Below are 22,300 nucleotides of genomic sequence, written 5' to 3'. Positions count from 1 at the left end.
AGGCCCGAGCGTAGTCCGGGTGGGACCGGCGGGAGGTTGCCCGGCCGGGGCATCCGGGACAATGGCTCAATGGAGATTCTCTGGATCCTGTTCGCGGTCGGCGTGATCGCGGCTGTCGTCGCGCCGTGGCTGCTGCGCCGCCGTTCCGGTATCCGTCTGGCCGAGCCCGGTTCGCCGGACGCCGCCGACCCCGGCGCGTACGGATTCGTGCGCCAGGAACAGCTCGACGTCCGGATGCCCGGCCCCGACCAGGACCTGCTCGACGTCCTCGACGTGGTGCAGCGCACCCAGGACTGGCGGGCCGCGTCGCAGCTGCTCGCCGGCACCGACAAGGACGGCGAGGTGCGCTGGCAGCGGGTGCAGGCGTTCGCGGGCGCGGCGTCGCTGGAGCTCCAGCAGCGGCCCGGTGTCGGGGGGGCCTGGCTGCGGGCCTGGCGGGCGGAGAAGCCGAAGGACGCGGGCGGGGCGGCCGTGCACGCCGAGTTCCTGGTGCAGCAGGCGTGGCGTTCGTCGTCGGCCGGGACCGACGACTTCCGGATCATCCTCGAAGAGGCCCGTACGGTGTGCGGCGAGGCGGCCCTGCTCGCCCCGGGCGACCCGGTCCCGTACGTGATCGAGCTGGCCGTGGCGCGCGGGCTCGGCTACTCGCACGAGCAGTTCGACCAGGTGTGGGCGAAGATCATCGACCGTGCGCCGCAGCACATGGGGGCGCATCTCGCCGCGCTGCACTACTGGTGCGAGAAGTGGCACGGCTCGCGCCGGGACGCGGACCGGTTCGCCATGAGCGCCGCCGCACGCGCCCCTCAGGGGTCGCTGCTGGCCGCGCTGCCGCTGTTCGCGGTCTGGGAGCACCTGCCCGACATCGCGCTGGTACGCGACTTCTACGGCACCGAAGTGGTATCCAGGGCCATGGAGGGCGCCCTGTTCGCGGTGCACGCCGCCCGCCCCGACGACCCGATGCTCGCGCACGTGCGGCATCTGCTGGTCCACTTCCTGGTGCGCGCCGAGCGCTGGACCGAGGCGATGCACCAGCTGGTCCGCGTGGACGGTCACATCGGCGCGCTGCCGTGGACGATGAGCGAGGACCCGGCGGCGGAGTACGCGGTGTACCGGGCCCTGGCGGTGGCGGGGTACGAGGCGAACGGCGGCAGCCCGGCGACCCTGCCGCACTGAGCGGCTGCCGCAGGGCGGCCCGGCGGGGCGCGGGCGGCGGAATGCGCGGCGGTCCCCGAGCGTTGTGCCGGGTGCTGCCACCGCGAAGGAGACCGAGTCATGCTGTTCGGCCGTACGCCGGTTCTGCCCACCCCCGACCAGGCGCTGCGGGGCCGCCCGGAGCCGGGGTTCCCCGTCCCCGACCGCCACACCGTCCTGGGCAACCCCCTCGTCGGTCCCTATCCCGCCGGGTTCGAGGTCGCCGACTTCGCGCTGGGCTGCTTCTGGGGCGCCGAGCGCAAGTTCTGGGAGACCGAGGGCGTGTGGACCACGCTCGTCGGCTACCAGGGCGGTCACACCGAGAACCCCTCCTACGAGGAGGTCTGCTCGGGCATGACGGGCCACACCGAGGCGGTCCGCGTGGTCTTCGACCCGTCCGTCGTCCCGTACGAGTCCCTGCTGAAGCTCTTCTGGGAGTCCCACGACCCGACGCAGGGCTTCCGCCAGGGCAATGACGTGGGCACCCAGTACCGCTCGGCGATCTACACCCACTCCCCCGAGCAGGCGGAGCGCGCCGACGCCTCCCGGGTGGCGTACCAGCGGGTCCTGGAGGGCTCGGGGTACGGCACGATCACGACGGAGATCCTCCCGGCCGAGGGCCGCGCCTTCTTCGTGGCGGAGCCGTACCACCAGCAGTACCTGGACAAGAATCCGGGCGGCTACTGCGGCATCGGCGGCACGGGCGTGAGCTGCCCGATCGGTGTCGCGAAGGCCGACGGCTGACCCTCCCCGGCCCGGGGCCGGCCGGCGCGAGATCGCCGGCCGGGGCGCCGCCCGCCCGGTGGGACGCCCGTGGAGACGACCGGACGCCCCAGCGCCCGTAGCAGCGCCGCCCGCCGGCCGAAGGCCCGGCGGGCGGCGCTTTCGCGTGCCGGGGCCGCGCGGCCCTCACGCGGACGGCGGCGGAAAAGGACCGCGCCGTCACCGGGGTGCGGTCCTACACTCGACCGCATGGGTTCGCACCTGCACTACTTCTTTCTCTGATACCGGCCGTGGACGCGGCCCGGCCCACTGACGCACCGGCGCGTGGGCGGGCCTCGGCGTCCCTTCCGCACGGTCCGGATCGAACCCGCATCCCAGGGAAAGAACCATGCGCGAACGCACCCATGCCCAATTGACCTTCAAGGACGTGTCCAAGGCGTACGGCGACAGGTCCGTACTGGACCAGGTCACCTTCACCGTCCGGCCCGGCGAGAAGACCGGCGTCATCGGGGAGAACGGCTCCGGCAAGTCGACGCTGCTGCGGCTGCTGGCCGGGGCCGAGCGGCCGGACGGCGGGGAGGTCGGCGTCCGCTTCCCCGGTGGCATCGCCCACCTCGGCCAGACGCTGGACCTCGAACCGTCGGCGACCGTGCGGGACGCGGTCGACGCGGCGCTCGCGGAGCTGCGCGCCATGGAGCGGCGGCTGCGGGCGGCCGAGGAGTGCCTGGCGGACGCCTCCCCGGCCGAACTCGACGCCTACGGCGATCTGTTGTCCGTCTTCGAGGAGCGCGGCGGCTACGTGGCCGGCGCCCGCGTCGACGCCGCCCTCCAGGGCCTGGGGATCGGCCGGATCGGCAGGGAGCGGACGCTCGGCTCGCTGTCCGGCGGGGAGCGCTCCCGGCTGGCGCTGGCCTGCGTCCTGGCCTCCGGGGCGGAGCTGCTGCTCCTCGACGAACCGACGAACCATCTCGACCGGCAGGCAACCGAGTGGCTGGAGCGGGAGCTGCGGGACCACCGGGGCACGGTCCTGGCGGTCACCCACGACCGGCAGTTCCTGGAGTCGTTCGCGACGGCGATCCTGGAGGTCGACCGGGACACGCGTGCGGTGACCCGGTACGGGGACGGCTGGGCGGGCTACCGGGCGGCGAAGGCAGCCGCCCGGCGGCGCTGGGCGCTGGACCATCAGGAGTGGCTGGACGACCTGGCGCGTACCCGCCTGGAGCTCGCCGGCGCGGGGCAGCGGCTGGCGGCCGGCGGGAAGGATCCGCGCGAGGGCTGGGGCAAGCACCGGCGGTCGCACGAGGCGAAGCTCTCGGGGCGGATCAGGGCGGCGCGCCGGCGGCTGGAGCGGCTGGAGCGCGAGCCGGTGGCCGCGCCCCCGGTGCCGCTGCGGTTCACGGCCCGGCTGTCCGTGACGGCGGAAGGCCGGCGGGACCCGGCGGGTCCGGCCGTGCTGGCGGAGCTGACGGACGTGGCGGTCGGCGACCGGCTGCGGCTGGCGGCCCTGCGGGTGGAGGCGGGCGACCGGCTGCTGGTGACCGGGCCGAACGGGGCGGGGAAGACGACGCTGCTCCGGGTCGTCGCCGGGGACCTGCGGCCCGACGCGGGGACGGTGCACCGGCCGGGGCGGGTCGGCTATCTGCCGCAGGAGCTGCCGGTACGGCCCTCCCGGCGGCCGCTGCTCTCGGCGTACGCGGCGGGCCGGCCGGGAGCGCCCGAGGAGCACGCGGACGAGCTGCTGGGCCTGGGGCTGTTCCGCGAGGAGGATCTGGCGGTGCCGGTCGCGGCGCTCTCGGCCGGCCAGCGGCGGCGTCTGGAGCTCGCGCGGCTGGTGACGCTCCCGGCCGATCTGCTCGTCCTCGACGAACCGACGAACCATGTGGCACCCGGTCTGGTGGAGGACCTGGAGGCCGCTCTGGCGGTGTACGAGGGCGCGGTCGTGGTGGTCTCGCACGACCGGCGTTTCCGGAGCGCCTTCAGGGGCCGGCGTCTCGAACTGCGCGGGGGCCGGGCGGCCTGAGCGGCCCCGGCCGGACGCGCGGGCGCCCCGGTCGCGGCGGATCCGGTGACGGATGTCCGCAGGCGGCCGGGGCGCGGCGCGGCTCAGATCGTGGCGGCGTCGATCACGAAGCGGTAGCGGACGTCGCTCTTCAGCACCCGTTCGTACGCCTCGTTGATCTGGTCGGCGCGGATCAGCTCTATCTCCGCGCCCAGCCCGTGCTCGGCGCAGAAGTCGAGCATCTCCTGGGTCTCGGCGATCCCGCCGATCATCGAGCCGGCGAGGGTCTTGCGGCCCCCGATCACCGAGAAGAGGTTCAGCGAGACGGGCTCCTCGGGGGCGCCCACGTTCACCAGTGCGCCGTCGGTCCTGAGCAGGCCCAGGTAGGCGCCGAGGTCCAGCGGGGCCGAGACCGTGGAGACGATCAGGTCGAAGGTGCCCGCCAGCTTCTCGAAGGTCTCCGGGTCGCCGGTCGCGTGGAAGTGGTCGGCACCCAGCCTGAAGCCGTCCTCCTGCTTGCGCAGGGACTGGCTGAGGACGGTGACCTCGGCGCCCAGCGCGTGGGCGATCTTGACGCCCATGTGGCCGAGGCCGCCGAGGCCGACGATGGCGACGTTCTTGCCCGGGCCCGCCTTCCAGTGGGCGAGCGGCGAGTACAGGGTGATGCCGGCGCAGAGCAGCGGCGCGGCGGTGTCGAGGGGCAGACCCTCGGGGATGCGGAGGGTGTAGTTCTCGTCGACGACGATGTGGGTGGAGTAGCCGCCGTAGGTCGGCTCGCCGTCCTTGCCGAGGGCGTTGTACGTGCCGGTCATGCCCTGGGTGCAGTACTGCTCCAGGCCCTGGAGGCAGTACTCGCACTGGCGGCAGGAGTCGACGAAGCAGCCGACGCCGACCCGGTCGCCGGCCTTGTGCCGGGTGACGCCGGAGCCCACCTCGGTGACGATTCCGGCGATCTCGTGGCCGGGGACCATCGGGAAGATGCCCTCGCCCCAGCCGTTCTTCGCCTGGTGGATGTCGGAGTGGCAGATGCCCGCGTACTTGATCTCGATGAGCACGTCGTGCTCTCCGACCGCCCGGCGCGGGACGGTGGTGCGCTCCAGGGGAGCGTGGGCGGCGGGGGCTGCGTAGGCGTGGACGTTGGTGGTCATGGTCTCCACCCTGCCGTCGTTCGCGCGGTTCACCCAGGCCTCTGTTCTGCGTACGCCCAGCGTGCGTACCACTGGCAGGGACAGGCAGGTCCGGGGGTTCGGGCGGAGGACCAGGAATAATTCATCGTATGGACCAGCGCGCCGAACTCAGCGAATTCCTCCGCTCACGCAGGGCCCGGCTGAAGCCGGAGGACGTCGGTCTGCCCGAGTTCGGCCGCCGTCGCCGCGTCCCGGGGCTGCGGCGCGAGGAGCTGTCGCAGCTCGCCGGGGTGTCCGTGGCCTACTACACGCGTCTGGAGCAGGGAAACGGCCAGAACGTCTCCTCCGAGGTGCTCGACGCGATCGCGCGGGCGCTGCGGCTGACCGACGCGGAGCACGCCCATCTGACGCACCTCGCCAAGCCGACCAAGAAGAAGAAGCGGACGTCGCCGCTGCGCCCGCAGACGGTGCGGCCCGCGCTCCAGCATCTGCTGGACGCCATGGACGGGGTGCCCGCGTACCTCGTGGGCCGGCGGCTGGACATCATCGGCTGGAACAGGATGGCGCGGGTGCTGCTGGGCGACTTCGAGGCGATGCCGCCGGGCGAGCGGAACATGGCCTGGCAGGTCTTCCTCTCCCCCGGCGCCCGTGATCTGTATGTCGACTGGGAGACGAAGGCGACCGACGTGGTGAGCCTGTTGCGGCTGTACGCGGGGTGCTCGGCGGACGATCCCCGGCTTTCGGCGCTCGTCGGCGAACTGTCGGTGCACAGCCCCGAGTTCCGCTCGTTGTGGGCGGCGCACACGGTGCAGGACAAGGGCCACGGCGCCAAGCGGCTGCACCATCCGCTGGTGGGCGAGATGTCCCTGACGTACGAGACGCTGCGGGTGGCGGACGAGCACGACGTGAGCATGGTGACGTACACGGCGGAGCCGGGGTCGGCGTCGGCCGAGTCGCTGCGGCTGCTGGCCAACTGGGGTGTGGACGAGGTCGTCGGGAGGCGGTGACCGGCGGGCCGGCGGCCCGGACCCCCGGGCGGCCCAAACGTGCGGCCGTCCCGGACACGCGAAGGCGGCGGCACCCCGTGGGGGTACCGCCGCCTCGTCCGTGGCTCAGACCGCCGAGCCGGCCTTCCACTCCGACCAGCTCATGTTCCAGCCGTTCAGACCGTTGTCCGGCTTGATGGTGGTGTCCTTGGAGTTCTTGACGACGACCACGTCTCCGACGATCGAGTTGTCGTAGAACCAGGCACCGGGCTGGCTCGGGTCGTTCGCGCCCTTGGCGTCGTTGAGACCCACGCAGCCGTGGCTGGTGTTGGTGCTGCCGAAGATCGAGTCGGAGCCCCAGTAGTTGCCGTGGATGAAGGTGCCCGAGGTGGACAGCCGCATGGCGTGCGGCACGTCCTTGATGTCGTACTCGCCCTTGCCGTCGTCGTCCGTGAAGCCGACCGTGGCACCGTTCATCCGGGTCTCCTTGAACTTCTCGGAGATCACCATCTGACCGTTGTAGGTCGGGTTGTCGGGCGAGCCGGCGGAGATCGGGATGGTCCTGATCGTCTTGCCGTCCTGGGTGACCTTCATGGTCTTGGTGGCGACGTCGACGGTCGAGACCTGGTTGCGGCCGATCTTGAAGGTGACGGTCTTCTGCTGGACGCCGAAGACGCCCTTCGCGCCCTCGACGCCGTCGAGGTTCAGCTTCAGGGTGACCGTCGAGCCCTCGGTCCAGTACTGGTCGGGCCGGAAGTCCAGGCGCTGCCCGTTGAACCAGTGGCCGACGACCTCCTGGCCGGTGCTGGACGTCACGGTGATCCCGGACTGGACGGCCTTGCGGTCGGTGATCGCCTTGTTGAAGTTGATCGAGACCGGCATGCCGACGCCGACGGTGGAGCCGTCCTCGGGGGTGAAGTTGCCGATGAAGCTGTTGGAGGGCGAGACGGTGGTGAACGAGGAGTTCTCGTGGGCCTCGCGGCCCTCGGAGTCCTTGGCGGAGACGGCGATCTTGTAGGTGGTCGCCCGGTCGAGCTGCTCGGAGGGCGCCCAGCTCTTGCCGTCGGCGGAGATCTCGCCCTTGACGCTCTTGCCGTCCGCGGTGGCCATCGTCACCTCGGTGAGCGTGCCGTCGCTGACGGTGACCTTGGTGTCCTTGTTGATGCCCGCGTTCTGCGCGCCGTTCTTCGGCGAGATCGCTATTCGGGCCTGGGAGGCGTCCTTCGCCGCCGCCGCGTCCACCTGCGCCTGTGACTTCTTGGCACCGTCGGCGTTCTCGGCCGCCTGGCTGTCGCCATCGGTGCAGCCCGTGAGCACCAGCACGCCGCCGAGCAGTGCGGACGCGGCCATGAGGCCCCTGCGCCGCTTGCTGTCCGTCATCACACGCTTCTCCATCGTCGCCGATTCCCTGCCAACAATTGCAACAACACCCATAACAGCCCGTCCGGTTCCCCATACGAAGAGGATGTGGGGAACAACACTGATCATCGACGCTCCCGGGCGGGCTCCGGTTCCCCGCCCGCACGGAGGGGCCCCGGGCCTCCGCGCGGTCGCGCGCGCAGGCTTGGGGCCCGAAGCGTTTCACAGGTGCGCGCTACGGCCTCGCGGCACCGTCGCCGGCCCGGCCGGCGGTCTGCGCGCCGGCGCCGTCGATGCCGCCGAGCTCCTCATCATCCTCCTCGTCGAGGTCCCACTCGTCCGCGTCGGGGTCGTAGTCGACCTGCTCGCTGCTCCAGGACGCCTGGGCGAGATCGATCCCCGGCACCTCGCCCAGCAGGTCGAACGGCTCGACGAGGTAGGCAAGGGCCTCCGCCTCGTCCTCGCGCACCGCGGACCGGGCGTGCGCGCGTTCCTCGTCCGGCATGAACTCGTCGGCGTCGATCCGCTCCAGCGCGGCGCCCGTCAGGTCGTCGGTGTCGGTGATCTCCACCACCAGGTCCACTCGAAGTCGTACATACCGTGCTGTCTCAGAAGTGCCCATATGACGGAGCGTAAGCTGCCGGACCCCGCGACTTTCCCACGACCCGCTGTGTTCATTAGCATCGGTGCACACGTCAATTCTCGGTTGCCGCAAGGGGATCTGAATCTGTGTCCGTCGCACGCCGACCGCTCCTGACCGCCACCGCCGCGGGCACCCTGCTCTGTGCGCTGTGGTTCGTCCCCTCGGCGAATGCCACCGGTGAACAGCCGGCGGCGAAGCAGCAGGCCAGAGCGGCCGCCGAGCCCGCGCGGCCCGGTGAGGACCTCGTGCTGGCCGCCACCGGCAGCGTGGACACCACCCCGTATCTGCTGGGTGGCTCGGCGTTCCTCGGGATCGGTGCGGGACTGGTGACCTTCGCGGTCCGGCGAGGGGCGCGCGCCGCGCTCTGAGCGCGCCGCCGGCCGGTCCGCGGCCCCGCCCGGATTCCGGAGCGGGGGCTCCGGGCCGGGAGCCCCGGGCACCCCCGGTGAGCACGCCCCGGAAACGCCGAGGGCCGCCCCCGGCGGGGGACGGCCCTCGACATGTCCTGCGCTCAGGCGGTCACGCCAGCGGGCCGGTGACCCGCTCGACGGCCGCGACCAGCTCTCCGTCGCGTACGAAGGCGTCGGCCGCCTCCAGGTCGGGGGCGAGGAAACGATCCGGCCCCGGCCCCTGGACGCCTGCCGCGCGCAGGGCGTCGATGGCGGCGCGCGAGGCGGGCGCCGGGGTGAGACCGGCGCGCAGTTCGATGGCGCGGGTCGCGGCGTACAGCTCGATGGCGATGATCCGGTTGAGGTTGCCGACGGCGGTCCGCAGCTTGCGCGCGGCCGACCAGCCCATGGAGACGTGGTCCTCCTGCATGGCCGAGGAGGGGATGGAGTCGGCGGAGGCCGGTACGGCCAGCCGCTTCATCTCGCTGACCAGGGCGGCCTGGGTGTACTGGGCGATCATGAGGCCCGAGTCGACGCCGGCGTCGTCCGCGAGGAACGGCGGCAGGCCGTGGCTGCGGTTCTTGTCGAGCAGCCGGTCGGTGCGGCGCTCGGCGATGGAGCCCAGGTCCGCGGCGGCGATCGCCAGGAAGTCGAGGACGTACGCGACGGGCGCCCCGTGGAAGTTGCCGTTGGACTCGACGCGGCCGTCGGGCAGCACCACCGGGTTGTCGACGGCCGAGGCCAGCTCCCGCTCGGCGACGAGCCGGGCGTGGGCCAGGGTGTCGCGTCCGGCGCCCGCGACCTGGGGGGCGCAGCGCACCGAGTAGGCGTCCTGGACGCGGGGCGCCTCGTCCTCCTGGAAGTGGCCGGTGAGGCCGGAGCCGTGGAGGACGGCGAGCATGTTCGCGGCGGCGGCGCCCTGGCCGGGGTGGGGGCGGATGGCGTGCAGCTCGGGGGCGAGCACCTTCTCGGTGCCGAGCAGCCCTTCGAGCGAGAGGGCCGCGGTGATGTCCGCCGAGGTGTAGAGCTTGTCCAGGTCGGCCAGGGCCATGATCAGCATGCCGAGCATGCCGTCGGTGCCGTTGAGGAGGGCGAGGCCCTCCTTCTCGCGCAGCTCGACGGGCTCGATGCCGTGGGCGGCCAGGAGCTCGCCGGCGGGCCGGACGACGCCGTCGGGGCCCTCGGCGTCACCCTCGCCCATGAGGGTCAGCGCACAGTGGCTCAGCGGCGCCAGGTCGCCGGAACAGCCCAGCGAGCCGTACTCGTGGACGACCGGGGTGATCCCGGCGTTGAGTACGTCCGCCATGGTCCGCGCGACATGCGGGCGCACCCCGGTACGGCCCGAGGCCACGGTCTTGAGCCGCAGGAACATCAGGGCGCGCACGACCTCGCGCTCCACGCGGGGGCCCATGCCGGCCGCGTGCGACCGGACGATGTTGCGCTGGAGCTGGGCGCGCAGTTCCTGGCTGATGTGCCGCGTGGCGAGCGCCCCGAACCCGGTCGACACTCCGTACACGGGCTCGGGCTTGGCGGCGAGGGCATCGACGATCGCGCGGGCCCTGGCGAGCGCGTCGAGCGCGTCCTGCGACAGTTCGACGCGGGCCTTGCCCCGGGCCACGGCGATGACGTCCTGTGCGGTGGTACCGGACGTCCCCACCACGACTGTGTGCATATCCATATTCAGCAGCGTACGGATTGAATCCCAACGTGTCACTACCCCGCCCGGCACCGGCCCCTTACCCGCGGTTCCGCCGCACCGGCCCCGGGCCGACTCGCCCCGGACCAGACACGGCCCCCAACGGATCGCCGGCGGAACCGGCACCGGGCCGGCGCGGCTCAGGGGCCGGGGCTGGCGTCGCGGAAGCGGCGGCGGTCGCGGGCGCCCTTCGGCGGCGCGTCCGCCAGCCGGATCACCGCGCCGTCCCGCCCGGCGACCACCGGTTTGGGCGAGCGCGCCGCCTTGGCGCGGTACTGCGCCGCGTCCGCCAGCCGGAACAGCCGCCGGGCCGACCGGAGCGGTCCGATCGGGTCGCCGGTCGACGCCACGCCGCACGCCACGCCCTCACCCAGCTCCAACTCGGCCGACCGCCTGCACAGTTCGTCGGCCGCCGCCACCACCTCGTCCGCCGTCGGCCCCACGGACAGCAGGCAGAACTCGTCCCCGCCCAGGCGCGCGGCCAGCGCACCCGGCAGTATCGCGCCGCAGTAGGACAGGACGGAGCCGAAGCGTTCCAGCAGCCGGTCGCCGACGGCGTGCCCGAGGGTGTCGTTGACCCGCTTCAGACCGTTGAGGTCGCAGACGACGAGACTGACCACCGAGCCGTCCGACAGGAAGCGCTCGACGGCCTCGTCCAGCCGCATGTCCACCGCCCGCCGGTTGGCGAGCCCGGTCAGGGGGTCGGTGAACGCGAGCTTGCGGACCTCCTCCAGCCGCTCGGTCTGCGCGATGCCGGCCGCGACGACGGACGCCAGCACGGTCGCGAAATCGGCGTCGGCCCGGTCGAAGACCGGCGCCCCGGCCGGGCGGGCCACGTACAGCTCGCCCCAGGCCCGCCCGTGCAGCACGATCGGGGCGACCACGCAGCAGCCCCGCCCGCGCCGCCGCAGCGCGGCCACCCGCCCGTGCGGGGCCGCGTCGGCGTCCGGGCCCCGGGCCGTCTCCACCCAGGCGTTGGGCTCACCGCCCCCCGCCCACTTCTCGTGGAGGAACTCCGTGATCTCCGAGAACTGGTGCACCGGGTACGTCTCCGCGTCGGGGAACTCCTCCTCGCCCGGGGCCCGTTCCCCCGCGTTCACCAGGACCTTCAGCCGGCCGAGGTCCCGCTCCCACATCGAGAGCGCGGCGAACGTCCCGCCGAGCGCGTCGCGCGCGCCCAGCGCGGCCGCCCGCCAGGTCTCGCGGGGGGTGTGCGCCGAAGCCATCGCCTGTGCCAGCGCCACTACCGCCCGTAGCCGGACATCCTCTCCCATCCCATAAGCTTAGGGAATTCTCCGGACTTTCCACCCATCGGATGGCCCGGGAACCTCACCCGGCGACGGCCGCCCGGAACACGCCCGCCGCCGGGGCCCGCCGCCCGCTACTCACCCGGCCACTGCGGCGTGCGCTTCTCGTTGAAGGCCGCCACTCCCTCGGCCCGGTCGCCGGAGAACGCCACCGAGCGCCACGCCGCGTCCTCGACCTCGAGCCCGGCCCGCAGGTCCAGGCCCTGCCCGAGCCGCATGGCCCGCTTGGCGGCCCGCAGCCCGACGGGCGAGTTGGCGGCCATCCGCCCGGCCATCTCCAGCGCGCCCGTCCGGGCGTCCTCGGCCACCAGATCCACCAGTCCCAGCCGCCGAGCCTCCTCGTGCTCCACGCGCCGGGCGGAGAACACCAGCTCCGCGGCGCGGGCCGCCCCGACCCGGCGCGGCAGCAGCTGCGTACCGCCGCCGCCCGGGATGACGCCCACGGACACCTCGGGCAGGCCGACGACGGCCGTCGGGTCGGCCACGATCACATCGCAGGCGAGCGCCAGCTCGAACCCGCCGCCCAGCGCGTAGCCGTGCACGGCGGCGATGGTGGGCATGGGCAGTTCCAGGACACCGGTGTACGCGCCGCGCGCGACGGGCCGCTGGCGCACCAGCTCGGCGTCGGTGAAGGAGTTGCGCTCCTTCAGATCGGCGCCGACGCAGAACGCCTTGTCGTGGGACGAGGTCAGCACGGTCACCCGGACCGAGCGGTCGGCGGCGAGCGCCTCGCAGGCGGCGCCGATGGAGCGGGCCATCTCCGAGGAGACGGCGTTCATGGCCTTGGGCCGGTCGAGCACCAGCTCGGCGACGTGCCCGTGACGGCGCACGGCGACGAACTCCCCGAAACGCCGCTCCGCCACCTGACCGGACACCTGATCGGACACCTGCTCCGACATGCCTGACACCCTCCCGGTTAACGAACGTTATCCGGGGATCCTAGGTTCCCGCCGCCGCAGTTGCCAGGGCTCGATGACACCGAGACCGCGGACCGGCCGCTGCCACATGGGCTGGAGGGCGAAGCGGTACGACGGGGGCTCCTCGCCCTCCTTCTCGGCGCGGGCGGCCTCCTCCGCCGCCTGCGTCTCGGAGACCGGTGCCTCGCCCGTACGCGACAGCTCCTCGGCGAACGCCCCGTCCACCAGGACCGCGTCCTTCGGCGCTATCGAGGTGAGCCGGCTCGCCAGGTTCACCGTCGTACCGAAGACATCGCCCATCCGGGTCGTGACCGTGCCGAAGGCGATGCCCACGCGCAGCGCCGGCATCGTCTCGTCGTGGGTGAGCGTCTCGATCAGCCGCAGCGCGATCTCCGCCGCCGTGCCCGCGTCGTCGGCCGCGTAGAGGACCTCGTCACCGAGCGTCTTGATGAGCCGGCCGCCGTGCGCGGCGACCAGGTCCGCGCAGGTGGTCTCGAACGCCTCCACGAGCTCGCCCAGCTCCTCCTCCTCCAGCCGCCGGGTCAGCCGGGTGAAGCCGACCAGGTCGGCGAAGCCGACGGCCAGCCGGCGGTCGACCATCTCCTCGTCGTCGGCGGCCTGGACGACCCGGCCGGTGGCCGCGGCCAGCTGCCGCCGCCACACGTACACCAGGAACTCCTCCAGCTCCGGCAGGAGCAGCTCCACCAGCGGGTAGGTGACCTCGGTGCGGGTCATGCCGGGCTCGGGGGGCTCGGTCAGCCCCTCCAGGAAGGAATCGATCTGCCATTCCGCCAGACGGGCGGTGGTCTGGCCGGTGGAGCGCGCCACCTGCACCGCCATCGGTTCGCTGAGCAGTCCCGCCTCGACGAGGCCGGCCAGCCGGCGCAGCGCCAGCACGTCCGCCTCGGTGAGCGCCTTGGCCTGTCCGATGTCGGCGAAGCCCATGGCGCGCCAGAAGCGGGAGGCGAGGTCCATGGAGACGCCGGCGGTGCGGGCGGCCTGGAAGGGCGTGTAGCGCCGCTCCGCGCCCAGGATCAGCTGCTCCAGCCGGATGGCGAGCGGGTCGTCCGTCGGCTCCACCGTATGGTCGACGACATGGTGGGGGGTGGGATGCGAGGGCGGCTCCGCCCCGCCAGAAGTCGCGTCGTCGACGGTCACCGGCCGCCTCCTGCCCGTTCCCTGCCCACTGTCCTGCCGATCTGTCGCCTGGATCGCCTCAACGATACGGCAGGTGTGCCCTAGCTCACGTCCCGGTGGGCCAGCGCGTTCAGTCCACCGGGCGCAGATGGACGATGTCGCCCGCCCCCACCGCCTCGCGTCCGCCGTTCGCGCCGGCGACGACCAGCCGTCCGTCGCCGTCGATGGCGACGGCCTCGCCGGTGAGCGCGCGGTCGCCCGGGAGCTCCGCCCGTACGCTCCGGCCCAGCGTCGCACAGCCCGCCGCGTAGGCCTCCTGGAGCCCGCAGAGCATGGGGTCGCCGCCTGCCGCGGTCCACCTGCGGTACCACTGCTCCAGGGAGCGCAGGACGGCCCGCAGCAGGGTGTCCCGGTCGGTGGAGACGGCGTTCGCCAGGGCGAGCGATCCGGCCGTGGGGACGGGCAGCTCGTCCTCGCGCAGGGTCACGTTGATCCCGAGCCCGACGACGATGCCGTCGTCCCCGGCCCGCTCGGCGAGGATGCCGCCGGTCTTGCGCTCCGCGCCCGCCACGGTCACCAGCAGGTCGTTGGGCCATTTCAGCGAAAGGTCGACCCCGCCCGCGCGGGCCAGACCGGTCGCGGCGGCGACTCCGGTGAGCAGCGGCAGCCACCCCCAGCGCCCGACCGGCACGTCCTCGGGCTTGAGCAGGACGGAGAGGAACAGCCCGGACCGGGCGGGCGCGGACCAGGAGCGGTCGAGCCGTCCCCGGCCGGAGGTCTGCTCCTCGGCGATCAGCACCGCGCCCTCGGGCAGGGACCCGGCGCGGGCGGCCAGGTCGGAGTTGGTGGACCCGGTCTCGGGCACGATCTCCAGCGAGGTCCACAGGCCGTCGGGGAGCAGCAGGGCCCGGCGCAGGGCGGTCGCGTTCAGCGGGGGGCGGTCGAGGTCGCTCCAGCGGCCGGCGGAACCGTGCGATGGACCATGTGAGGGCGTCATGCAAGCCAGCCTAGGTGTGGTAAACACCGCACTGCCGAACGGTATTCCCGCCGATACTCTACGGGGCAGTAGCCAACGACCCCGTGACCAGTCAGGGAGCCGCATCCCGATGTCCGAGCCGGCAAAGCCCCACGAGATCGACATTCACACCACCGCGGGAAAGATCGCGGATCTGCAGCGCCGTATCGAGCAGGCGACACACGCGGGTTCCGAGCGCGCGGTGGAGAAGCAACACGCGAAAGGCAAGCTGACGGCCCGGGAGCGGATCGCTCTGCTGCTGGACGAGGGGTCGTTCGTCGAACTGGACGAGTTCGCCCGGCACCGCTCGACCAATTTCGGCCTGGAGAACAACCGCCCCTACGGTGACGGCGTGGTCACCGGGTACGGGACGGTCGACGGCCGCCCGGTCGCCGTGTTCTCGCAGGACTTCACGGTCTTCGGCGGCGCCCTGGGCGAGGTCTACGGACAGAAGATCATCAAGGTGATGGACTTCGCGCTGAAGACCGGCTGCCCGGTCGTCGGCATCAACGACTCCGGCGGCGCCCGCATCCAGGAGGGCGTCAGCGCGCTGGGGATGTACGGCGAGATCTTCCGCCGCAACACCCACGCCTCGGGCGTCATCCCCCAGATCAGCCTGGTCGTCGGCCCCTGCGCGGGCGGCGCGGTCTACTCGCCCGCCATCACCGACTTCACCGTCATGGTCGACCAGACCTCCCACATGTTCATCACCGGCCCCGACGTCATCAAGACGGTCACCGGCGAGGACGTGGGCTTCGAGGAGCTGGGCGGCGCCCGCACCCACAACACCACCTCCGGTGTGGCCCACCACATGGCGGGCGACGAGAAGGACGCCATCGAGTACGTCAAGTCCCTCCTGGCGTACCTGCCCTCGAACAACCTCTCCGAGCCCCCCGCCTTCCCCGAGGAGGCGGACCTGGAGCTCACCGACGAGGACCGGGAGCTGGACACCCTCATCCCGGACTCGGCGAACCAGCCCTACGACATCCGCACCGTGATCGAGCACGTGCTGGACGACGCGGAGTTCCTGGAGACCCAGGCCCTGTTCGCGCCGAACATCGTGACCGGCTACGGCCGGGTCGAGGGCTTCCCCGTCGGCATCGTGGCCAACCAGCCCATGCAGTTCGCGGGCTGCCTGGACATCAACGCCTCCGAGAAGGCCGCACGCTTCGTGCGCACCTGCGACGCGTTCAACATCCCGGTGATCACCTTCGTCGACGTGCCGGGCTTCCTGCCCGGCGTCGACCAGGAGTACGGCGGCATCATCCGGCGCGGCGCCAAGCTGATCTACGCCTACGCCGAGGCCACCGTCCCGCTCATCACCGTCATCACCCGCAAGGCGTTCGGCGGCGCGTACGACGTCATGGGCTCCAAGCACCTGGGCGCCGACCTCAATCTGGCCTGGCCCACCGCCCAGATCGCCGTCATGGGCGCCCAGGGCGCGGTCAACATCCTGCACCGGCGCGCCATCGAGGCGGCGAAGGACGCGGACGAGGCGGAGGCCACCCGCGCCCGGCTGATCCAGGAGTACGAGGACGCCCTGCTCAACCCCTACACCGCGGCCGAGCGCGGTTACATCGACGCCGTGGTCATGCCCTCCGACACCCGGGTCCAGATCGTCAAGGGCCTGCGTCAGCTGCGCACGAAGCGGGAAAGTCTGCCTCCGAAGAAGCACGGAAACATCCCCCTGTAGGACGTCTGGGAAGGGACCTGGCGATGATCAAGGTCGTACGAGGAAACCCGACTCCGGAGGAGTTGGCCGCCGCACTGGCGGTGGTCCGGGCGCGCGCCGCCGCGACGGCTTCCGCCGGGACGGACGGCGCGCCGCTGCCGCCCGAGGGCTGGTCGGACCCCGCGCGGATCGCGCGAACCAGGCGACCGCAGCCCGGTCCGCGGTCGTGGGCACGCTCCTACTGGCCGCTCTAGGAGGCCCCCCGGGACGCGATCGGGAACGCACACGCGCGGAGGCCGGGCTCTTCGGGGAAGAGCCCGGCCTCCGCGCGTCCCGGGCCGGGCGCCGGCCCGGGGGGATCTCCGGGGGTCGAGGGGTCTTCGGAGTGCCGGGCCCCGGGTGCCGGCCCCGGAGTCAGGCCCTCAGCAGGGGCGCCAGGATTTCGGCCATCCTGCGGTAGCCGTCGTCGTCGGGGTGCAGGCCGTCCTCGTACGCGTACGCGGGGTTCAGTCGCTGCGGGTCCTCGGGGTCGGCGAGCAGCCGGTCGAAGTCGACGACCGCGTCGAACTCGCCGGAGTGCCGGATCCAGTCGTTGACCTCGGCGCTGACCTTCTCGGCGCGCGCGCCCCAGTGGGTGGTGCCCTTGAAGGGCAGCAGCGTGGAGCCGATGATCTCCACGTCCCGCTCGTGGGCGGCACGGATCAGTTCGCGGTAGCCGGCGATGAGCTCGGCGGCGGAGAGGACCGGGGACGGCTTGTAGGTGGGCTGGTCACGCGCCTCGCTGAAGCCGATGTCGTTGACCCCCTGGAGGAGGACGACGGTCGAGACGCCGGGCAGGTCGAGGGCGTCGCGGCGGAACCGGGCGGAGGAGCGCTCGCCGTACCAGGCGGAGTCGTTGAGGAGCAGGTTGCCGCCGATGCCGGCGTTGAGCACGGGACGGTCGACGCGTTCGGCCAGGGCGTCGGAGTAGCGGCGGTTCGCGTTCGGGGTGGAGCCGAAGCCGTCGGTGATGGAGTCGCCGAAGAGCACCACTCCGTCCCGTCCGGCGGGACGCGTACCGCTGACGTCCACCCCGGACAGGTAGTACCAGGACCGGCTCCTGTCCTGGAACGCCGCGCCGCCGGTGTCGGCCCGGTGGTCGCCTTCGGCCCGGTAGCTGTCGGCCCACGCCTGGGAGTGGAAGGTCGCGGGACCGGTGGTCCCGGCCAGGTGGAGGGTGACCGTCACCGAGTCGAGTCTGGCCAGGGACAGGGCGGCCGCGTCGCTGGAGAGCTGCCCGTGGGCGGGGATCGTCACGGACCGCCGGCCGCCGAAGGTGAGGTGGCGGACCGAGCCGGGCCGGACGGCCGCCCCCTTGTCCGTACGGGCGATGGTGGCCCCCGTGATGTCGAGCGGGGAGGTGCCGTAGGCGTTGGAGAGCCGGATGCGGGCGCGGTCGCCGCCGCCGGTGAGCCGTACGACCTGGCGGACGGTCTGGCCGGAGAAGCCCTCCTGGGACCAGTTCGGGGTGAACCCGGTGGCGGGAAGCTGCGGAGAGGCGGCCCAGGCGGCCGTCCAGGCGGCGCGGTGGGCGTGGGACTCGGTGCCGGTGAGGAGCGTGAGCCCCAGCGCGCCTGCGGCGAGCGGGGCGGCGGCACGGCTGACGAGCTTGTTCATGGCATGACTCCCTGCTCCCGAAGCACTAATGGGCTTCCGGTTCCGTTAAGATGGGCAGACCGTAGCAGAGTCCCCGCCATTAACGGAACTGGAGGCCCATTTGGAAGCCACGCCGGGCACCGTGCGCCCCGGCGGCCGTACCGCCAAGGTCCGCGCCGCCGTCCTCGAAGCCACCCAGGAAGCCCTGTCGGCAGAGGGGTTCCAGGGCTTCCACGCCCTGAACCTGGACCGGATCGCCGCGAGCGCGGGCGTCGGCAGGACCACCGTGTACCGCCGCTGGGGCTCCCCGGTCGGCCTGATCGCCGACCTCCTGCGGGACATGGCCGAACAGTCCCTGCCCTGCTCCGACACCGGGTCCCTGGAGGGCGATCTGCGCGCCAACGCCGCACTCGTCCTCACGACCCTCACCGACCCGCGCATGGGCCCCGTCTTCCGGGCCGTCATCGCGGCGGCGGCCTGCGACGAGCAGTGCGCCACCGCGCTGAACGGCTTCTACACGACCCGTCTGCGGGAGTGGGCGCCGGTCGTGGAGCGCGCGGCCGGCCGGGGCGAGGCGCCGGCCGGCACCGACCCCGCCGAGGTGCTGCGCGCGGTCTCCGCGCCGCTGTACTACCGCTTCGCGGTCAGCCGTGAACCCCTCGCCGCCGAGGACGCGGAGCGGGCGGTGACGGCGGCGCTGGCCGCGACGGCGGCGGGCGCGTACACCCGCGGCGCGGAAGAGGGGTACACGCCTAGTCCGTAGGCAGGAGGGGGCCTGAGTACGCGTACTCAGGCGCCGCGCCCCCGCGAACAGCAGGATCGAAGGCATGCTGTGGTCCGACCCCGAGAACGAGCCCCCCAAGGAGATGCGGGACATGCAGGCCATGCTCCGCCGCGCGGGGATCCTGCTGGCGCTCGCCATGGTGCTGGCGATGTTCGTCACGGGCCTGCACTGAGCGGACACCGGCCCCGCCCGCCGCCGTCGCGGCGGACGCGTACCGCCGCCACGCCGGGCGGCCCGTCCCGGCCCGGGCGGACCTCGGCGGAGCCCGGCGGCGGGGCGCGGGGAAGAAGTCCCGGCGGCGGGGCGCGGGGACGGGGCCCGGGGGCAGGGCGCGCACCGCCCCGCCGGCTCCCCGCCCTTCCGTACGATGGCGCCCATGACTGCTCAGCGCCGGCTCGTCCTCGCCTCCGCCTCGCCCGCCCGACTCAACCTGCTCCGCCAGGCCGGACTCGCGCCCGAGGTGATCGTCAGCGGTGTCGACGAGGACAAGGTCACCGCCCCCACCCCGGCCGAACTGGCCCTCTCCCTCGCCGAGGCGAAGGCCTCCAGGGTGGCCGCCCGCCCCGAGGTCGCGGGCGCCCTGGTGATCGGCTGCGACTCGGTCCTGGAACTCGACAAGCAGGCCCTCGGCAAGCCGGCCGACGCCGAGGAGGCCACCGCCCGCTGGAAGGCGATGCGCGGCCGCGTGGGCGTCCTCCAGACGGGGCACTGCGTGTACGACACGGCGGCCAAGCGGTACGCCTCCGCGACCGCCTCCACCGTCGTGCGCTTCGGAGAGCCGACGGACGACGAGATCGCCGCGTACGTCGCGAGCGGCGAACCGCTGCACGTGGCGGGCGCCTTCACGCTGGACGGACGTTCGGCCCCGTTCGTCGACGGCATCGACGGCGACCCGGGCAACGTCATCGGGCTCTCGCTCCCGCTGCTGCGCCGCCTGCTGGCCGAGCTGGGGGTCTCCATCACCGACCTGTGGACGCCCGGCGCCTCCTGACCGCCCGTCACACGGGCGTCGCGCCCTCCCCGGCCGGGCGGCCGTACGGGGCGGCGGACACGGAACCGGCCGCGGGCCCGGCCGGAACGCCGCCTTCGGGAGGCGCGGCCTCCGTGCCCGTCTCCGGCGCGTACACCAGCAGCGCCAGCACGAGCAGCGCCAGCACCGCCATCATGAAGGCGAACGCGGGCCAGCCCACCAGTCCCACCGCCAGCGCCCCCAGCACGCCGTGGACGATCGCGCAGGAGATCAGCAGCACCCGGCCCGGCCGGCCGGGTGCGCGGTCGCGCCAGGCGGCGCGCACCAGCGCCGCCGCGCACAGCACGAGGAAGAGGGCGAAGACGCCGCCCATCACCCAGGTACCGGTGATCATGAGGCCCGGGTCGACACCGGCCAGGGACATGCGCTGGCTGTCGACCACCGTGGCGAGCACGAGGTGGATCAGCGCGATCCCCACCGCCTCGCCGAGCAGCACGAGCGCGGCCGTCAGGGCTATCGGTCTGCGGGCCACCACGGGTCCCCCTGCCTGTTACCAGCGGTATGACGACAGCGGGAACGTTACTAACCGGTAAACCTCTCGGCAAGACTCCTGACACCGCCGCAAAGAATCATTCGCCCATTCGTAGGGACTCCACAAAGAAACGGCATGGGGCACTGGTCCGGCAGACAGAGACCTTGACCACATCATGGGGTTACTGTGCGGTGGAGAAATCCTGCGTAACGTGGTGCGACAAGGGATTTTCCCACTTGGCCAAGATCCGTATCACGCTCCGTGTGGGCAAGCTCACCATTGGGGATGGGTCGAAAGGCCGTGTCGGCAGTCCCTAAACTCAGCGTGTTTTGGGAAGTCTTCGGCGCGGTGACCCGTCGAGCACCCGGGGCCGGGCGGATCCGGTCGGGGGCCCGGCCCGCGGCGCAGCCGCTCATCGGGGGCAGCGTCTCCCGGGAAATCAGCAAGGAGGGAGCCATCGTGCGCAAGGTGCTCATCGCCAACCGTGGCGAAATCGCTGTCCGTGTCGCCCGTGCCTGCCGGGACGCCGGGATCGCGAGCGTAGCCGTCTACGCCGACCCGGACCGGGACGCCCTGCACGTCCGCGCGGCCGACGAGGCGTTCGCCCTGGGCGGTGACACACCGGCCGCCAGCTATCTGGACATGGCCAAGGTGCTCCAGGCCGCCAAGGACTCGGGGGCGGACGCCATCCACCCGGGCTACGGATTCCTCTCGGAGAACGCCGAATTCGCCCAGGCCGTCCTGGACGCCGGGCTCACCTGGATCGGCCCGCCGCCGCAGGCGATCCGCGACCTGGGTGACAAGGTGGCGGCCCGTCACATCGCGCAGCGCGCCGGCGCGCCGCTCGTGGCCGGCACGCCGGACCCGGTCTCGGGTGCGGACGAGGTCGTCGCGTTCGCCGAGGAGCACGGCCTGCCGATCGCGATCAAGGCCGCCTTCGGTGGTGGCGGGCGGGGCCTGAAGGTCGCCCGCACGCTGGAGGAGGTGCCCGAGCTCTACGACTCGGCGGTCCGCGAGGCCGTGGCCGCGTTCGGGCGCGGGGAGTGCTTCGTCGAGCGTTACCTGGACAAGCCGCGGCACGTGGAGACGCAGTGCCTGGCCGACCAGCACGGCAACGTGGTCGTGGTCTCGACCCGTGACTGCTCGCTCCAGCGCCGCCACCAGAAGCTCGTGGAGGAGGCCCCGGCGCCGTTCCTCTCGGAGGAGCAGAACGCCGAGCTGTACGCCGCCTCCAAGGCCATCCTCAAGGAGGCCGGGTACGTCGGTGCCGGCACCGTCGAGTTCCTGGTCGGCGTGGACGGCACGATCTCCTTCCTGGAGGTCAACACCCGTCTCCAGGTCGAGCACCCGGTCACCGAGGAGGTCACCGGTATCGACCTCGTGCGCGAGATGTTCCGCATCGCCGACGGCGAGGAGCTCGGTTACGGCGACCCCGCCGTGCGAGGTCACTCGTTCGAGTTCCGCATCAACGGTGAGGACCCGGGCCGCAACTTCCTTCCGGCGCCCGGCACCGTCACCACCTTCGCGCCGCCCACCGGCCCCGGTGTCCGTCTGGACGCGGGCGTGGAGTCCGGCAGCGTGATCGGCCCGGCCTGGGACTCGCTGCTCGCCAAGCTGATCGTCACCGGCGCGACCCGTGAGCAGGCCCTCCAGCGTGCCGCGCGTGCGCTGGCGGAGTTCACCGTGGAGGGCATGGCCACCGCCATTCCGTTCCACCGTGCGGTCGTCGCCGACCCGGCGTTCACCAGCGACCCCTTCCGGATCCACACCCGGTGGATCGAGACGGAGTTCGTCAACGAGATCAAGCCCTTCGCCGCCCCGGCCGACGCCGACGCCGAGGACGAGGCGGGCCGCGAGACGGTCGTCGTGGAGGTCGGCGGCAAGCGTCTGGAGGTCTCGCTGCCGTCCTCGCTGGGCATGAGCCTGGCCCGGACGGGTCTGGCCGCCGGGGCCAAGCCGAAGCGCCGCGCCGCCAAGAAGGCCGGTTCGGCCGCCTCGGGCGACACCCTCGCCTCCCCGATGCAGGGCACCATCGTGAAGGTGGCCGTCGAGGAGGGCCAGGAGGTCAAGGAGGGCGACCTCATCGTCGTCCTGGAGGCGATGAAGATGGAGCAGCCGCTGAACGCGCACCGCGCGGGCACGGTCAAGGGCCTCGCCGCCGAGGTCGGCGCGTCCATCACCTCCGGTGCCGCGATCTGCGAGATCAAGGACTGACGCG

Annotated in this window: 21 protein-coding genes; 11 read left to right on the top strand and 10 right to left on the bottom strand. The window is 72.6% G+C overall.

From position 1 onward, the window contains the following. The first annotated feature begins 69 nt into the window (after positions 1 to 69). The 3 genes from PUR26_RS27955 (at position 70) to PUR26_RS27945 (ending at position 3,934) form a co-directional block, all read left to right on the top strand. Complete coding sequence (locus tag PUR26_RS27955; protein ID WP_329876380.1) at positions 70 to 1,173, top strand: hypothetical protein; 1,104 nt, start codon at positions 70 to 72, stop codon at positions 1,171 to 1,173. 99 nt (positions 1,174 to 1,272) lie between these two features. Further along, a complete protein-coding gene (gene msrA, locus PUR26_RS27950) occupies positions 1,273 to 1,935 on the top strand; it encodes a peptide-methionine (S)-S-oxide reductase MsrA (protein WP_329876379.1) in 663 nt (220 codons plus the stop codon). A 367-nt stretch (positions 1,936 to 2,302) separates the two neighbouring features. Next, positions 2,303 to 3,934 (top strand): ABC-F family ATP-binding cassette domain-containing protein, encoded by a 1,632-nt coding sequence (locus PUR26_RS27945; protein WP_329876378.1) that lies wholly within the window; start codon positions 2,303 to 2,305, stop codon positions 3,932 to 3,934. An 83-nt stretch (positions 3,935 to 4,017) separates the two neighbouring features. Here the strand turns inward: PUR26_RS27945 and PUR26_RS27940 are convergent, their stop codons facing one another. After that, complete coding sequence (locus PUR26_RS27940; protein ID WP_329876743.1) at positions 4,018 to 5,061, bottom strand: NAD(P)-dependent alcohol dehydrogenase; 1,044 nt, start codon at positions 5,059 to 5,061, stop codon at positions 4,018 to 4,020. A gap of 128 nt (positions 5,062 to 5,189) precedes the next feature. Here PUR26_RS27940 and PUR26_RS27935 point away from each other — a divergent pair, with 128 nt between their 5' ends. Beyond that, positions 5,190 to 6,047, top strand: coding sequence for a helix-turn-helix transcriptional regulator (locus tag PUR26_RS27935; protein ID WP_329876377.1), 858 nt, complete (start codon positions 5,190 to 5,192; stop codon positions 6,045 to 6,047). Between the two features lie 105 nt (positions 6,048 to 6,152). Here the strand turns inward: PUR26_RS27935 and PUR26_RS27930 are convergent, their stop codons facing one another. Beyond that, the gene (locus tag PUR26_RS27930; protein WP_329876376.1) at positions 6,153 to 7,421 is read right to left on the bottom strand and encodes a L,D-transpeptidase; all 1,269 of its coding nucleotides are present in this window, start codon (positions 7,419 to 7,421) and stop codon (positions 6,153 to 6,155) included. 199 nt (positions 7,422 to 7,620) lie between these two features. Continuing rightward, positions 7,621 to 8,007: a hypothetical protein gene (locus tag PUR26_RS27925; RefSeq protein ID WP_329876375.1), complete on the bottom strand. Its 387-nt coding sequence runs from the start codon at positions 8,005 to 8,007 to the stop codon at positions 7,621 to 7,623. Between the two features lie 107 nt (positions 8,008 to 8,114). Here PUR26_RS27925 and PUR26_RS27920 point away from each other — a divergent pair, with 107 nt between their 5' ends. Beyond that, the gene (locus tag PUR26_RS27920) at positions 8,115 to 8,396 is read left to right on the top strand and encodes a hypothetical protein (RefSeq protein WP_329876373.1); all 282 of its coding nucleotides are present in this window, start codon (positions 8,115 to 8,117) and stop codon (positions 8,394 to 8,396) included. Between the two features lie 151 nt (positions 8,397 to 8,547). On the opposite strand, the gene hutH is transcribed toward PUR26_RS27920, so the two are convergent. The 5 genes from hutH to PUR26_RS27895 all read right to left on the bottom strand — a co-directional run bounded on the left by hutH (position 8,548) and on the right by PUR26_RS27895 (position 14,471). After that, positions 8,548 to 10,089 carry a histidine ammonia-lyase gene (hutH, locus tag PUR26_RS27915; protein WP_329876741.1) on the bottom strand — a complete coding sequence of 514 codons (1,542 nt, stop codon included), beginning with the start codon at positions 10,087 to 10,089 and terminating at the stop codon, positions 8,548 to 8,550. A gap of 164 nt (positions 10,090 to 10,253) precedes the next feature. After that, the gene (locus PUR26_RS27910; protein ID WP_329876371.1) at positions 10,254 to 11,387 is read right to left on the bottom strand and encodes a GGDEF domain-containing protein; all 1,134 of its coding nucleotides are present in this window, start codon (positions 11,385 to 11,387) and stop codon (positions 10,254 to 10,256) included. A 107-nt stretch (positions 11,388 to 11,494) separates the two neighbouring features. After that, positions 11,495 to 12,283: an enoyl-CoA hydratase/isomerase family protein gene (locus PUR26_RS27905; RefSeq protein ID WP_329876739.1), complete on the bottom strand. Its 789-nt coding sequence runs from the start codon at positions 12,281 to 12,283 to the stop codon at positions 11,495 to 11,497. Between the two features lie 63 nt (positions 12,284 to 12,346). Continuing rightward, complete coding sequence (locus PUR26_RS27900; RefSeq protein WP_329876369.1) at positions 12,347 to 13,495, bottom strand: adenylate/guanylate cyclase domain-containing protein; 1,149 nt, start codon at positions 13,493 to 13,495, stop codon at positions 12,347 to 12,349. A 109-nt stretch (positions 13,496 to 13,604) separates the two neighbouring features. Continuing rightward, positions 13,605 to 14,471 carry a biotin--[acetyl-CoA-carboxylase] ligase gene (locus PUR26_RS27895; RefSeq protein WP_329876367.1) on the bottom strand — a complete coding sequence of 289 codons (867 nt, stop codon included), beginning with the start codon at positions 14,469 to 14,471 and terminating at the stop codon, positions 13,605 to 13,607. 109 nt (positions 14,472 to 14,580) lie between these two features. On the opposite strand from PUR26_RS27895, the gene PUR26_RS27890 reads away from it, so the two are divergent. Continuing rightward, complete coding sequence (locus tag PUR26_RS27890; RefSeq protein ID WP_329876364.1) at positions 14,581 to 16,182, top strand: acyl-CoA carboxylase subunit beta; 1,602 nt, start codon at positions 14,581 to 14,583, stop codon at positions 16,180 to 16,182. Between the two features lie 23 nt (positions 16,183 to 16,205). Further along, on the top strand, positions 16,206 to 16,415 hold the full coding sequence (locus tag PUR26_RS27885) for an acyl-CoA carboxylase epsilon subunit (protein WP_329876362.1): 210 nt from the start codon (positions 16,206 to 16,208) through the stop codon (positions 16,413 to 16,415). Positions 16,416 to 16,575: 160 nt separating this feature from the next. Here PUR26_RS27885 and PUR26_RS27880 read toward each other — a convergent pair whose 3' ends face one another. Then, positions 16,576 to 17,817, bottom strand: a complete 1,242-nt coding sequence (locus PUR26_RS27880; protein ID WP_329876360.1) for an SGNH/GDSL hydrolase family protein — start codon at positions 17,815 to 17,817, stop codon at positions 16,576 to 16,578. A 100-nt stretch (positions 17,818 to 17,917) separates the two neighbouring features. Here PUR26_RS27880 and PUR26_RS27875 point away from each other — a divergent pair, with 100 nt between their 5' ends. The 3 genes from PUR26_RS27875 to PUR26_RS27865 all read left to right on the top strand — a co-directional run bounded on the left by PUR26_RS27875 (position 17,918) and on the right by PUR26_RS27865 (position 19,571). Beyond that, positions 17,918 to 18,559 carry a TetR/AcrR family transcriptional regulator gene (locus PUR26_RS27875; RefSeq protein WP_329876358.1) on the top strand — a complete coding sequence of 214 codons (642 nt, stop codon included), beginning with the start codon at positions 17,918 to 17,920 and terminating at the stop codon, positions 18,557 to 18,559. 64 nt (positions 18,560 to 18,623) lie between these two features. Next, positions 18,624 to 18,752 carry a morphogenic membrane protein MmpB gene (gene mmpB / locus PUR26_RS27870; RefSeq protein ID WP_329876356.1) on the top strand — a complete coding sequence of 43 codons (129 nt, stop codon included), beginning with the start codon at positions 18,624 to 18,626 and terminating at the stop codon, positions 18,750 to 18,752. A gap of 204 nt (positions 18,753 to 18,956) precedes the next feature. Next, entirely contained in the window at positions 18,957 to 19,571 is a 615-nt protein-coding gene (locus PUR26_RS27865; protein ID WP_329876354.1) for a Maf family protein, read from the top strand. 7 nt (positions 19,572 to 19,578) lie between these two features. Here the strand turns inward: PUR26_RS27865 and PUR26_RS27860 are convergent, their stop codons facing one another. Then, positions 19,579 to 20,082 (bottom strand): hypothetical protein, encoded by a 504-nt coding sequence (locus tag PUR26_RS27860; RefSeq protein WP_329876352.1) that lies wholly within the window; start codon positions 20,080 to 20,082, stop codon positions 19,579 to 19,581. A gap of 459 nt (positions 20,083 to 20,541) precedes the next feature. Here PUR26_RS27860 and PUR26_RS27855 point away from each other — a divergent pair, with 459 nt between their 5' ends. Beyond that, on the top strand, positions 20,542 to 22,296 hold the full coding sequence (locus PUR26_RS27855) for an acetyl/propionyl/methylcrotonyl-CoA carboxylase subunit alpha (RefSeq protein ID WP_329876350.1): 1,755 nt from the start codon (positions 20,542 to 20,544) through the stop codon (positions 22,294 to 22,296). Positions 22,297 to 22,300: the final 4 nt, after the last annotated feature.

The organism is Streptomyces sp. SP18CS02 (genome assembly GCF_036322365.1).
In the GTDB taxonomy this organism is placed as follows: Bacteria; Actinomycetota; Actinomycetes; order Streptomycetales; family Streptomycetaceae; genus Streptomyces.
This window is presented reverse-complemented; position numbering and strand designations above follow the sequence as displayed.

Bases quoted from the DNA above. Each gene is read 5' to 3' on its own strand.
- PUR26_RS27910 (WP_329876371.1), bottom strand. From the start codon at position 11,387: ATGGGAGAGGATGTCCGGCTACGGGCGGTAGTGGCGCTGGCACAGGCG.
- PUR26_RS27890 (WP_329876364.1), top strand. From the start codon at position 14,581: ATGTCCGAGCCGGCAAAGCCCCACGAGATCGACATTCACACCACCGCG.
- PUR26_RS27930 (WP_329876376.1), bottom strand. From the start codon at position 7,421: ATGGAGAAGCGTGTGATGACGGACAGCAAGCGGCGCAGGGGCCTCATG.
- PUR26_RS27885 (WP_329876362.1), top strand. From the start codon at position 16,206: ATGATCAAGGTCGTACGAGGAAACCCGACTCCGGAGGAGTTGGCCGCC.
- mmpB (WP_329876356.1), top strand. From the start codon at position 18,624: ATGCTGTGGTCCGACCCCGAGAACGAGCCCCCCAAGGAGATGCGGGAC.
- hutH (WP_329876741.1), bottom strand. From the start codon at position 10,089: ATGCACACAGTCGTGGTGGGGACGTCCGGTACCACCGCACAGGACGTC.
- PUR26_RS27925 (WP_329876375.1), bottom strand. From the start codon at position 8,007: ATGGGCACTTCTGAGACAGCACGGTATGTACGACTTCGAGTGGACCTG.
- PUR26_RS27945 (WP_329876378.1), top strand. From the start codon at position 2,303: ATGCGCGAACGCACCCATGCCCAATTGACCTTCAAGGACGTGTCCAAG.
- PUR26_RS27880 (WP_329876360.1), bottom strand. From the start codon at position 17,817: ATGAACAAGCTCGTCAGCCGTGCCGCCGCCCCGCTCGCCGCAGGCGCG.
- PUR26_RS27895 (WP_329876367.1), bottom strand. From the start codon at position 14,471: ATGACGCCCTCACATGGTCCATCGCACGGTTCCGCCGGCCGCTGGAGC.
- PUR26_RS27935 (WP_329876377.1), top strand. From the start codon at position 5,190: ATGGACCAGCGCGCCGAACTCAGCGAATTCCTCCGCTCACGCAGGGCC.
- msrA (WP_329876379.1), top strand. From the start codon at position 1,273: ATGCTGTTCGGCCGTACGCCGGTTCTGCCCACCCCCGACCAGGCGCTG.
- PUR26_RS27955 (WP_329876380.1), top strand. From the start codon at position 70: ATGGAGATTCTCTGGATCCTGTTCGCGGTCGGCGTGATCGCGGCTGTC.
- PUR26_RS27865 (WP_329876354.1), top strand. From the start codon at position 18,957: ATGACTGCTCAGCGCCGGCTCGTCCTCGCCTCCGCCTCGCCCGCCCGA.
- PUR26_RS27940 (WP_329876743.1), bottom strand. From the start codon at position 5,061: ATGACCACCAACGTCCACGCCTACGCAGCCCCCGCCGCCCACGCTCCC.